General features: G+C 58.8%; 13 protein-coding genes. 6 read left to right on the top strand and 7 right to left on the bottom strand.

Annotated elements, in window-relative coordinates:
* Positions 1 to 298 precede the first annotated feature (298 nt).
* A complete protein-coding gene (locus tag DWB63_RS15950) occupies positions 299 to 904 on the bottom strand; it encodes a TetR/AcrR family transcriptional regulator (RefSeq protein WP_128329858.1) in 606 nt (201 codons plus the stop codon).
* 166 nt (positions 905 to 1,070) lie between these two features.
* On the opposite strand from DWB63_RS15950, the gene DWB63_RS15945 reads away from it, so the two are divergent.
* Entirely contained in the window at positions 1,071 to 1,871 is an 801-nt protein-coding gene (locus DWB63_RS15945) for an EFR1 family ferrodoxin (protein ID WP_128329857.1), read from the top strand.
* A gap of 18 nt (positions 1,872 to 1,889) precedes the next feature.
* Here DWB63_RS15945 and DWB63_RS15940 read toward each other — a convergent pair whose 3' ends face one another.
* The 3 genes from DWB63_RS15940 to DWB63_RS15930 all read right to left on the bottom strand — a co-directional run bounded on the left by DWB63_RS15940 (position 1,890) and on the right by DWB63_RS15930 (position 4,773).
* Positions 1,890 to 2,624 carry a TerC family protein gene (locus tag DWB63_RS15940; protein WP_128329856.1) on the bottom strand — a complete coding sequence of 245 codons (735 nt, stop codon included), beginning with the start codon at positions 2,622 to 2,624 and terminating at the stop codon, positions 1,890 to 1,892.
* Positions 2,625 to 2,695: 71 nt separating this feature from the next.
* The gene (locus DWB63_RS15935; RefSeq protein ID WP_128329855.1) at positions 2,696 to 4,078 is read right to left on the bottom strand and encodes a HAMP domain-containing sensor histidine kinase; all 1,383 of its coding nucleotides are present in this window, start codon (positions 4,076 to 4,078) and stop codon (positions 2,696 to 2,698) included.
* Entirely contained in the window at positions 4,078 to 4,773 is a 696-nt protein-coding gene (locus tag DWB63_RS15930) for a response regulator transcription factor (protein WP_128329854.1), read from the bottom strand. Before DWB63_RS15930 ends, DWB63_RS15935 begins: the two co-directional genes overlap by 1 nt.
* A gap of 164 nt (positions 4,774 to 4,937) precedes the next feature.
* Between DWB63_RS15930 and DWB63_RS15925 the strand changes: the two genes are divergently transcribed.
* Positions 4,938 to 5,414, top strand: a complete 477-nt coding sequence (locus DWB63_RS15925) for a hypothetical protein (protein WP_128329853.1) — start codon at positions 4,938 to 4,940, stop codon at positions 5,412 to 5,414.
* Between the two features lie 78 nt (positions 5,415 to 5,492).
* Here the strand turns inward: DWB63_RS15925 and DWB63_RS15920 are convergent, their stop codons facing one another.
* Together DWB63_RS15920 and DWB63_RS15915 are read right to left on the bottom strand one after the other, a co-directional pair.
* Complete coding sequence (locus DWB63_RS15920; RefSeq protein WP_128329852.1) at positions 5,493 to 6,101, bottom strand: methyltransferase domain-containing protein; 609 nt, start codon at positions 6,099 to 6,101, stop codon at positions 5,493 to 5,495.
* Positions 6,102 to 6,105: 4 nt separating this feature from the next.
* Entirely contained in the window at positions 6,106 to 6,897 is a 792-nt protein-coding gene (locus DWB63_RS15915) for a transporter substrate-binding domain-containing protein (protein ID WP_164879924.1), read from the bottom strand.
* 100 nt (positions 6,898 to 6,997) lie between these two features.
* On the opposite strand from DWB63_RS15915, the gene DWB63_RS15910 reads away from it, so the two are divergent.
* Positions 6,998 to 7,657: a Crp/Fnr family transcriptional regulator gene (locus DWB63_RS15910; protein WP_128329850.1), complete on the top strand. Its 660-nt coding sequence runs from the start codon at positions 6,998 to 7,000 to the stop codon at positions 7,655 to 7,657.
* On the opposite strand, the gene DWB63_RS15905 is transcribed toward DWB63_RS15910, so the two are convergent.
* Positions 7,658 to 8,008 carry a hypothetical protein gene (locus DWB63_RS15905; protein ID WP_128329849.1) on the bottom strand — a complete coding sequence of 117 codons (351 nt, stop codon included), beginning with the start codon at positions 8,006 to 8,008 and terminating at the stop codon, positions 7,658 to 7,660.
* A gap of 188 nt (positions 8,009 to 8,196) precedes the next feature.
* On the opposite strand from DWB63_RS15905, the gene cooS reads away from it, so the two are divergent.
* The 3 genes from cooS to DWB63_RS15895 all read left to right on the top strand — a co-directional run bounded on the left by cooS (position 8,197) and on the right by DWB63_RS15895 (position 11,126).
* Positions 8,197 to 10,074: an anaerobic carbon-monoxide dehydrogenase catalytic subunit gene (gene cooS / locus DWB63_RS15900; protein ID WP_128329848.1), complete on the top strand. Its 1,878-nt coding sequence runs from the start codon at positions 8,197 to 8,199 to the stop codon at positions 10,072 to 10,074.
* A gap of 117 nt (positions 10,075 to 10,191) precedes the next feature.
* Positions 10,192 to 10,353, top strand: coding sequence for a hypothetical protein (locus tag DWB63_RS17375; protein WP_164879923.1), 162 nt, complete (start codon positions 10,192 to 10,194; stop codon positions 10,351 to 10,353).
* Positions 10,350 to 11,126: an ArsA-related P-loop ATPase gene (locus DWB63_RS15895; protein WP_128329847.1), complete on the top strand. Its 777-nt coding sequence runs from the start codon at positions 10,350 to 10,352 to the stop codon at positions 11,124 to 11,126. The genes DWB63_RS17375 and DWB63_RS15895 overlap by 4 nt, the downstream gene beginning before the upstream one ends.
* The last annotated feature ends 415 nt before the right edge of the window (positions 11,127 to 11,541 follow it).

The following is an 11,541-nucleotide window of genomic DNA, read 5'->3' as shown; positions in this document are numbered from 1 at the left end:
GCTGCAAGGGGAATACGCACACATCCGCGAAAAAGGACATGGAATGCCTTTGGGGCTACAAGCCCCAAACAATGCCTCTCGCGCCAAAGGCGCGCATCCCAAAACAAGAAGCCGCCCCCTGGGCGGCATCCCTTATCTCTTCAGGCCCGTTGCCCAAAGCGAAAGCCAGCCACTACGGAGTGCTCCTGCCCGAAGGGCAGAGATGCGCCAAGGCCACACCCTCTCAAGCACTAATCGGGTTGGTGTGAATTGCCGGACCGAAAAACAAACTCAGCGTATCGCCTGACTGGATGACGAATCATGACCCCATGCGTTGTGGCGCAGGACTCGCCTGAACCGACCGTACGACCAACTCGGTCAGTTCCTCCGCAAAGGCCTCATCCATGACGGCATGCCCTGTGAGCAGGCGGTACCACATGGCCCCGAAAACAATGTCCACCAACAGTTCCGGGTTGTCCCCGGGGCCGAGCTGCCCCTGCTCCGCTGCCCGGAGAAAAATCGAGTTCAGGGCAGCGCGCCGTTTGGCAACGAAGTTGTCCCGGAACCGCTGGCGGAACGCCTCATCCTTTTGGGCCTGCGCCATCAGGAACCGCAGGTGTACGCCGTTCCCGTCAACAAGGGAACGTATGGACTGCCCCAGGAATCGACGGAGCGTCGCCCGCAAAGAGTCGAAAGGGGGCACAGGAATGTCCGTCTCGGCCTGGCGCAGGAGCGTTTCCAGAACGATGTCCGCCAATGTGGGCCACCAGCGGTAGATGGTCGGCTTGCCGACTTCAGCCCGTTTTGCGATGGCCTCGATGGTCAACGCGGTCCCTTTGGTCTCATGCAGCAGGTCGTGGGTGGCGTTGAGTATTGCCTCCTGTGCCTTTTCGCTTCTGGGACGTCCGATTTTTGCCTTGGTCATGTCTTCCCTCACTCCTTAGCGGGCACATGGTGCCATGCTTGACAATTGCTGGCAAGTTTCTTTACGTTGCGTATCGTAATTTATTTACCGGTATGAATGGGTTATGAAGCAGAGAGTAACAAGGGCGAAGAGGGCCGGGATTATGGAACGGCTCAAAGGAAATGATATGAAAATGGAATCCGTGAAATTGGTCTGTTTTTCACCGACCGGGACCACCAGGGCCGTGGTTCGGGGCATTGCTGACGGACTTGGCCCGGTCGCGGTGGAATTGATCGATATTACCAGGCCGGAAGCGAGAAGGCAGCCGTTACGAACCTCGGAAAACGAACTGCTTGTCGTCGCGGTCCCCGTATATATGGGGCGGGTGCCGGCATTGTTGAATGAATGGCTGAATGCGCTTCAGGGACACGACACCCCCGCGGTCTGTGTGGTTGTCTACGGCAACCGCGCCTATGAAAATGCATTGCTCGAACTGAAGGATATCGTTTCGCGCCGAGGATGTGTTCCCATTGCCGGTGCGGCATACGTCGGGGAACACTCGTTCTCCAATTCCGAGGAGCCCACAGCACAGGGCCGCCCCGATGAAGAGGATTTGAAACATGCGGCGCGGTTCGGCCGGAGAATTCGGGAAAAGCTGGATTCCGTTTCCTCCATGGCGGAGGTCCGCGAGGTCGAGGTGCCCGGTTCCTATCCTTACGAAGGGAGGACGGAGCTGTGGAATGTCGATTTCATTCAAGTGAGTGATCAGTGTGCGCAATGCGGTCTCTGTGCAGAGCTGTGCCCTGTCGGTGCCGTTGATCCGCAAAACAGTGCGGCGATCGATCAGGTAAAATGCATCACCTGCTGCGCCTGTATAAAGAGTTGCCCGCAAGGGGCCCGATCCATGAAGCCCGGTCCGGTGAAGGACGCTGCAATCAGGCTCTTTACCTTGTATAAGGAACCGAAAAAACCGGAATTCTTTGTGTAGCCGCTTCTGCCGGTGCCGTCAGGCCGCGCTGCCTGATGTGTCCTTCCGCATCTTTCGTATCCGAAGGTTGAGGAACTCCACGAACAGCGAAAAGGCCATGGCGAAATAGATGTACCCGCGGTCGATGTGCTTGTGCATGCCCTCGGCCATGAGGAATATGCCCACCAGGAGCAGGAAGGAGAATGCGAGCATCTGCACCGTGGGGTGGGCGGACACGAACTCGGACACCGGCCCGGCAAAAAGCAGCATGACCAGCACGGCTATGACTATGGCCGCGACCATGACGGTGATGTGCTGGGCCATGCCCACGGCAGTGATGACCGAGTCCAGGGAAAAGACCATGTCGAGCAGCAGGATTTGGATGATGGCGCTGGTGTATGAGTAGTTGGCGCGCACATGGCTGCCGTCCGGGCCGGGACCTTCCAGCTTGTCGTGGATCTCATGGGTGGCCTTGGCCAGCAGGAACAGACCGCCGGTCAGCAGCACGACATCCCGTCCCGAGACAACATGGCCGAACACGGTGAACAGGGGGGCGGTCAACCCCATGATGGCCGAGATGGCGAGCAGAAGCAGGATGCGGGTGACCATGGCCAGGCCGATGCCCAGCCGCCGTGCCGTTGCTCGCGAGGCTTCCGGCAGTTTGTTGGTGACCACCACCACAAATACGATATTGTCGATGCCGAGCACGATTTCCAGCCCGGACAGGGTGATGAGCGCAATCAGATTTTCCAGGGTCCAGAGTCCTTCGAGCATGTGTATCCCTTGGTCAGAGTTGTGGCTTGGGCCACTATGGATGAACCCTATTCCAAAATCAATCGGTGGGACTACCTTCTGATCGGCAACGTGGCCGTAAAGAGGATGCCTTCGTCGGTGTTTTCGGCGCTCAATGTGCCGCCGTGCCGCATGATGGTCTTGTAGGCAATGGCCAGCCCGAGGCCCGTTCCCTGGGTGCGGGTTCCCCTGGCCCGTCTGAACGGCTCGAAGATGGCCGTCAGCTCCTCTTCGGGCAGGGGCGGGTGGCTGTTCTCGGCGGTGAGAATGGCTGTGTTGCCTTTCACCGAGATGGCTACCTTGAGCCAGCCGTTCTCCGTGGCGTGCTTGACCCCGTTTTCCAGAATGCCGTTCAGCCCGGTGAGCAGGACTTCGCCGTCGGCATGGATGACCGTGTCCTTGGGCAATTGAGCCGAGACATTCACGTTGCGGTGTTCGGCAATGGGCCGCAGTCGGTCCAGGACATGTTCGGTCAGCTCGGCCAGATCGACGGGTTCCAGGGTGAGGAGGTCTTCCTTGAGATCGAGTTTTGAGAGGGTCAGCAACCGGCCGATGAGTTTATCCAACGCCTCGATATCCTCGCGGATGGAATCCAGATGGGCGGTGCCCTTGTCACCGAATTGTTCGCGCAGCATTTCTTCGGCGATGCGGATCCGGGTGAGAGGGGTGCGCAACTCATGGGAGACGTTGGCGGTCAGTTCCCGGCTGGCGCGAATCATGCGCGACAGGGAATGTGCCATTCGGTTGATTGCCTGGCCCAATTCGGCCACTTCGTCCCGGCCCCGGATCTGGGCCCGGTGGGAGAGGTCGCCGTCGGCGATGCACAGGGCGGATCGGCGCAGCCGTTTGAGCCGCCTGGTGATGAGCCGGGAAACCGGCATGATGAGCAGGGCCACGACCGCGCAGATGGAGATCAGGCCGAGGAAGAAAGGCTTTTCGTGGTGCAGGCCTTCCATGTTCTGGTCAAGGTAGTGGATTGTTCCGGGCGGCACCCCGTCCCGGCCGCCGAAGGGAATGGTCACGTACAGGCATTTCGGGTCTTCGCCGCAAAGGATTACGTTGGCTCCGGCTTCCTGGCTCCACAGGCGCTGTTCGTCTTCTTTTTCAGGATTTTCGGGTTGGGGCGTGGGGATCGGGCCGGGAAAAGACCGGGCCAATACGGTATTGTTCTGGCCTGTTATCCACAACCGTGCCCTGTAAATATTGGCAAGCTTGTCCACCAGGGGCTGCAGCGCGCCGGTCGATCCGTGGTTGAGGAGGATGCTGTTTTCCACCGAAGATTTCACCAGGATCACTTGGGCGTGGGCCAACCGCTTGAAGCGGCCCAGAAATTCCTGGCCCTGGGTGTGCCGGAACAGACCCGCGACCAGGACCAGGGTCACCAGCATGACGCAGACGAAGCTGAGGAATATCTTGAGATACAATCGGCCGAACATCACGCGTCCCCCATGAACATGTAGCCTGTTCCCCAGACCGTGCGGATGCGTTTTTCATGTCCGGCATAGGGGGCGAGCTTGGCCCGGAGCCGGCTTATCTGCACGTCGATGGAGCGGTCAAAGGCGGCATAATCCCGGCCCCAGGCCATGGACATGAGCTGGTCCCTGGAGAGCGCCCGGCCTGTCCGGCTCATCAATGCCTGCATGAGGCGGGTCTCGGTGGTGGAAAGCTCCATCGGTTCGCCGTTTATGGTCAGGACCAGTCTGGCCGGGTCCAAGGTCATCCCTCCGGCCGAGATGGTTCCGCTGTCCTCGAACATGTCCTGGGGTTCGTTAAGCCTGCGGAACACGGCCTTGATCCGGGCCAGCAGTTCTCGCGGGTTGAAGGGCTTGGGCAGGTAGTCGTCCGCGCCCATCTCCAGCCCCACGATGCGATCTTCGTCTTCGCCCTTGGCCGTGAGCATGATCACGGGCACACGGCTGGCGCCGCGTATTTCAAGGAGGATGTCGAACCCGTCGCGGTCGGGCAGCATGACGTCGAGGATGATCAGATCGGGGTGCATGGAGTCGAGGGTATCCATGACCCGGCTGCCGTCTTCGAGAAAGTCCACGAGATAGCCGTACCCGGTCAGGTATTCGCCCAGGAGGCGGCGCAGTTTTGCATCGTCGTCGATGACCAGAAGATGTTTTTCCATGGTAATTCCTTAGCCCCCCTGTTTCGCCATGTAAAACCGGAACAGCTCCGATTTACACTTTTTTACACTTTTTCACCTCTTGATACTGCCGCGTAAAGCCTGTGCAACCATTTGTCCCTAGGGTGCAAGACGTCCACAGGAACAGATTCACCAAGGAGAACAGAATGAAGAATGGAAAATGGTTTGCGTTGATGGCGCTGGTGCTCGTGATCAGTCTGGCAACCGGAGGCTTCGCCATTTCCGGTTTCAAGAATTATATGGCCAATAACTGCGCCGGGTTTCTCAGGGAACGGGTGCTGTCCCATCTCGACTACGCCATGCAGGAACTCAAGCTGACTTCCGGCCAGCAGGCCCGGTACTCCCATGTCCGCGAACGGATTGGCGCGGGCCTGGACGGGATCAGCAGTCGGCACAAGGTCGCCCGTGACGCCGTTGTTGCGGAGATGAGCAAGGCCGATCCAAACCTCGATGCTTTGGCCGGGATGATGAAAAAGGAGGTTGCGGTCCTGTCCGAATCTGTGAACGCCGAGATCGATCTCATGGTTGAGACCTACGATATCCTGGATGCAGGTCAGCAGAAGCAGCTCGTCCAGAGGCTCAAGATGCATATGAAAGACCATGCGGAGCACAGCCATCGGTAGCTCGTGAAGCAGGCACGGCAATGCCATCTTCGTTTTTGCGGCGCTCACCGTCATGGTGGGCGCCGTTTTGCGTTCGGTTCAGGCCACGACGTACAGCCCCACCCATCCGTGCATGAAGCGGCGCACGCATTTGCCGGTCAGTCCGGCCCTGCTGAGCAGGGGAACCGCCCCTCCTTCTTCCATGTACTGCCTGAAGCAGGCGTGGTGTTCCTGTCCGGCCAGCCGTTCGATGAGGCTGATGACCTTGCCCGTGAAGAAGCCCTTTCCGGGGGCGGGCCACTGGTAGTCGGCCACGATGATCTGTCCGTCCTTGCGGACCACCCGTCTCATCTCGGTCAGGATGGCCCTGGCCGTTGCCATGGGTTTTTCGTGCAGGGCGAAGCTGATCGCTGCCGCGTCAAAGGCGTTGTCCGGCAGGGGGAGCGCAGCGGCGTCCGCCCGGAGAAACGCTGCGGTCGGACGCTTGTTTCGGGCGACCCTGAGCATGTGGGGCGAAATATCCACACCCAGGGTGGTGATGCCGGATCGGGCGGCCTGCCCGGCCAGCAGTCCGGTTCCGCAGCAAAGGTCGAGCAGGTTGTCCGGGGCATGCAGGGTCAGGATATCCACCATGGCCTTGTGGATGGGACTCAGTGCCGGCCCGATCAGGGGATCATACAGGGATGCGGTCTTTGCGTATTCCGGCATCGGATCAGTGGCCGTTGGCCTTGAGGACGTTTTGTATGCCGACCTTGCTCAGCCCGTTTTCCGACATGATGCGCTGCAATTCCCCGGAGGCGATCATTTTTTGCATCCTGCGGTCGTATATGTCCCGCAGGCGGCGCCCTTTTTCATCGGGCGAAAAAACAGGGACGATGTCCAGGCTCATGAGCGGGGCTATGCCGAAGGCGTTGGACGGGATTTTGGTCTCCTGAATGGCTTCCTTGAGCAGGGTGGCGTCGTCGATGACGAACTTGGCGTGTCCCCTGTCGAGCATGAGGATGGCCGAAGTCAGGTCATAGACGGTCTGTGGTTTGATCTCCACCGGCAACAGCCGCTGGATGTCGTACCCGTGGAGGCAGGCCACTTTTTGCCCGGTCAGGTCGTCCATGTCTTCGAAACTTTGAGTACGCACATAGGCTACGGACAGCTCGCATATGGCGATCACGGTTTTGGCTGCCACGGCTTCCCTGGGATGTTCCTTGAGGTCAAGGGTGCAGTGGATATTGCCTGCGGCCAACTCGCTGAGGACGCGCCTGTACGGGAGATCCGCGTGGACGAGCTCGTATCCTTCCGGGAGAAACACGGCCTTGAGTATTTCGGTGATCAGGCCGGTGTTTCCTTTCATCACGGCATGGCCGGACACGGGCATGCCGAAAATGCATGTGTTCGGAAGGGGCCATTCTTTGTATTGGGCGGCCTGAACGGGGCTGGCCAGGGCCAGGACGGCCAGGGCGGTTATGAAAAAATTGCAGAAGGTCATTTCAACATCATTACCATCCACTTCAGGTCAAGTCATCATCAATAGCCAAGGGAATTCGCGAAGTGGAAATTGGACGGTGAACCGCTCTGCATGTTACATTTGGGGAAAAAGAGGGAACCATATGAAGTTTTCAGGAGTCAATCTCCTTGACGAGATCGCCAAGGAAGAACTGGCCGATCTGCGGGCGGTATTCAATCGGCGGACTTTTGCCAAGGACTGCGTCATCTACCGGCCTGATGAGATCGCGGATCTGGTCTTCGTCATTGCCGAGGGAAGGGTGCGGGTTTATCTGGCCTACGAGGACAAGGAATTCACCCTGGGCATCCTCGGGCCGGGTGATCTCTACGCAACCCATGCGGGATGCCACATCCAGGCCCTGGAAGAGACTGAACTGCTGGTTACCGATGTCCGGTCCGTGAAGCGGTGCATGACGGAAGTTCCGCTGTTCACCCGGACCATGGTCCGGGTGCTCGGGCACATTCTGCAGAATTCATTTTCCATCATAGGCTCCCTGGCCTTCAAGGATATCTACAACCGCCTCATGGATTACATTCTGTCCGAAGCCCGCGATATCGGCGTGCCTGAGGACGGCGGTATGGTTCTCAACCTCAATCTGACCATTGAACAGCTTGCCAAATTGGTGGGAGCCACCCGCCAGACCGTCTCCACCCTGCTCAACGACATGGAGCGCGCGGGACTCATGGAAAAACGCGCCCGCGGGGAGTATTTCATCCCGGACGTGGGCGCGCTGGAGAAGGCGGCCGGAATTGATTCCGAATGATTATTTGAACCAGTCTTTTATCCGCTCAAACACGGTGGAGCTGACAACAAGGCTGTCGCCGTTCGAGGCAAAACTGCCCCTCCAGAACTGAGCGCGGTTATTGATTTTTTCGAGAACTTCTATCGCCTTTTTTTCCGATATGCTGATGGCGTTCGCCAACTCGGAAGCGGTGAAGTGAAAGGGTTCTTTCCCTTTTGTGTATCCTTTCCGAATGAAATCCAGAGCCGCTTTGAGATCAAAGTGTTTTACCATTGTTCCTCCTGTGCTTGTTTCATTAAAGGATATCTTTGCTTGCCGTCCTGCTTCTTTCTCATCTCTTGATTGTTTGTTGATAGCGTATGTTACTTGCAACAGTGTGTCACCATGGAAGTTGTTGGCCGGTAGTATTATTTTTTCGCATTTTCCCTCTCCATTTGTCGGCTCCCCGACATACGCTCAAGGCATGATCGTGTTACCGATACGGTTCTAATAGGGTTTATCCATTATCTGCCGGGCGGGTTGCATCTGCGTTGTCCGGCGAACCGGGATAGGAGGAAAAAATGGCAAAGGAACCAAGACCCATTGAAGAACTGACCATTTGGGACGACGCCAAGGCCATGCTGAGAAAGGCCCGCGCCGAAGGCATTGAGACCGTGTACGATCGTCTGGACCGGCAGACTCCCCATTGCAAGATGTGCGAATTGGGCACTTCCTGCCGCAACTGTACCATGGGGCCGTGCCGCGTGACCGAGAAAAAACCGCTCGGCGTGTGCGGTGCGGATGTGGATGTCATTGTGGCGCGCAATTTCGGTCGGTTCGTGACCGGTGGCGCTGCCGCACATTCCGACCACGGACGCGATCTGATCGAAGTGCTGGAGGCCATTGTCGAAGGCGAGACCTCGGACTACAAGATTACCGAAGAAGGCAAGCTCCGCACCGTGGCCGGGGAGATCGGGATCGAGACCGACGGCCGTTCGACCATGGATGTGGCCAGGGACGTCATGGAAATGCTTTTCGCCAACTTCGGCTCGCGCAGGAAGGAGGTTTCCTTCCTGGCCCGCGTACCGCAGGTCCGAAAGGACAAATGGGCCAAGCTGGGCATGACTCCGCGCGGCGTGGACCGGGAGATCGCCGAGATGATGCACCGCACCCACATGGGCTGCGACAACGATGCGCCCAACACCTTGATTCACGCGGCCCGCATGGCCCTGGGTGACGGCTGGGGCGGCTCCATGATCGGCACCGAGTTGTCCGATATCATCTTCGGCACCCCCACGCCCAAGATGTCCAGGGCCAACCTCGGCGTCATCAAAAAGGATCAGGTCAACCTTTTGGTGCACGGCCATAGTCCCGTGGTTTCCGAAATGATCCTGGCCGCAGCCCGCGACCCGGAACTGGTCGCCCGCGCCAGGGCGCTGGGTGCGACCGGCATCAACGTGGCCGGATTGTGCTGTACCGGCAACGAGTTGCTCATGCGTCAGGGCATCCCCATGGCGGGCAACCATCTCATGACCGAGTTGGCCATAATTACCGGGGCTGTTGAGGCCATTGTGGTCGACTACCAGTGCATCATGCCCAGCCTCGTGCAGATATCGGGCTGCTACCACACCAAATTCATCGACACGGCCAACAAGGCACGGTTCACCGGAGCTATCCATATGGACTTCACGCCGCACACGGCCCGGGCCCAGGCCAGGGAGATCGTGTCCATCGCCGTGGAAGCCTTTGCCCAGCGCGATCCCGGCCGCGTGGAAATTCCGTGCGAACCCATCGACATCATGACCGGCTTCTCCAACGAGGCTGTCATCGCTGCCCTCGGCGGCTCCCTTGATCCGTTGGTCCAGGCCATCGCCAGCGGCGATATCCGGGGCGCGGTAGGCATCGTGGGCTGCAACAACCCCAAGATAAAGCACGACTCCATGAACGTGAAGCTCGCCGAAGAGCTGATCAGGAAGGATATCCTCGTCCTGGTCACCGGCTGTGTGACCACAGCTGTAGGCAAGGCCGGATTGCTCGTGCCGGATGCCATTGAAAAGGCCGGTCCCGGTCTCAAGAAGGTCTGCGGCTCATTGGGTATCCCACCGGTCCTGCACTACGGCTCCTGTGTGGACAACGCCCGCATCCTGCAATTGTGCGCGGCCCTGGCCAACGCCCTGAACGTGGACATCTCCGACCTGCCCGTGGGTGCATCCTCGCCCGAATGGTATTCGGAAAAGGCCGCAGCCATCGGCCTCTATGCCGTGGCCTCGGGCATCTACACCCACCTCGGACACCCGCCGAACATCCTTGGTTCCAAGACCGTCACCAACCTCGCTGTCTCCGGACTCGAAGACCTGGTCGGCGCAACCTTCTTCATCGAAGGCGACATGGTCAAGGCGGCCAACATGTTCGACGAACGCATCAAAACCAAACGCAAGGCCCTGGGCCTGAGCGAATAGGAATGCCTTCGGCGACCAGAGGGGGAACCTTTCGAGAAAGGTTCCCTCCTCTGGACTCCCCCTCCAAAGCTTTTAGGCGCGCCTTCGGCGGGGTTGGAGGTGGAGGGAAGGCGTTCCATGGCTTATGAACTGAAGAGGTTTGTTGCGTTCGCAGAGTCCCGCGAAGCGCAACAAAAAGTTTTGAAAAAGAGAGGGATGGGGGTCCGGGGGAAGGGGGAGAAAAAACTTTTTCAAAAGTTTGTTTTCTCCCTTCCCCCGGCCGCCGGAGGCAATCCATGAAGATAGCGTTTGCAGGTAAGGGTGGTGTCGGGAAGACGTCCTTGTGTGCCTGGGTGGGTGACTGGCTGGCCCGCAACGGCAGGAATGTCTGGCTGGTGGATGCGGACACGGCGTTGTCGCTGGGACAGGCGTCCGGGTTGTCCCCTGACCTGTTGCCAAGGCCGCTCATCCAGCGCGGGGATCTGGTGCGCGAACGCATCCATGCGGGCGGTTTTCTGAATCTCAATCCCGATGTGGGCGATCTGCCCGAGGAGCTGGCCGTGGACCTGCCGCTCGGCGGGCCGGTTGCGGACGGGGTGACGCCTGGCCGCAAGAGGCTGCTGGTCATGGGCGCGGTCACCAATGCGGGCGGCGGGTGCGCCTGTGACGCCAACGCGCTTTTGAAGGCATTGCTGGCCCATGTGGTCATGGACCGGGATGAATGGGTGCTGGTGGATCTGGAGGCGGGCGTGGAGCATCTCGGTCGCGGTACCGTGGCCCATGTGGACGGGCTGGTGGTGGTCTCGGAGCCGAGCATGCGCAGCCTGCAGACCGGGGCCGAGGTAGGCCGCATGGCCCTGGATCTGGGGCTTGGCAATCAGGCCCTTGTCCTCAATAGGCACTCCGGCGGCGAACTGCCCGTGTTGGACGGATTGCCGGAATGGACGCTGTCCATTCCGCCACTGGCAGGATTGGCCGAGCGCCAGATGACGGATGCGTCCGTGCTGGACCTGCCCGAGCGAGACCTGTTGGACCGGTTGGTGACAACCCTGCTCTCCCGGCTTGGTTTTTAGCAACGCACAGGTCTTTTAGTGGTTTTCTCTGAAGTCGTGGCCTTCTTTCGGGTTTTCTGTCTTTTCCATGGCGCGGGATAAGGCGGTCTTCAGCTTGTGCGCAGGAATTTGGTTCTGCACTCCATGCAATTTTCACCTCCCGGCTGACCCGGATATCGGTTACGGCATCGGCAGAGTTCTGGCCAGCGGCTCAGTCTCTGGAGCGGTTTCGTGTCCCGATATATTCCCTCCACCTTGCCCCTTCGTTTTTTCCGCATCAGAGAATTCTGCGACCCGTTGGACGGATCTGTGGTGTCAATTCCTATTCCCAGGATTATAATATCCATCTTGATGGATATATAGTTTATAGTATGAAGCCATGGACATAATGCTGTTGATAAAGCAAATCCGGCCTCGGGTTGTTTATATGTTTGTC

Source organism: Pseudodesulfovibrio sp. S3, from assembly GCF_004025585.1.
GTDB lineage: Bacteria > Desulfobacterota > Desulfovibrionia > Desulfovibrionales > Desulfovibrionaceae > Pseudodesulfovibrio.
This window is presented reverse-complemented; position numbering and strand designations above follow the sequence as displayed.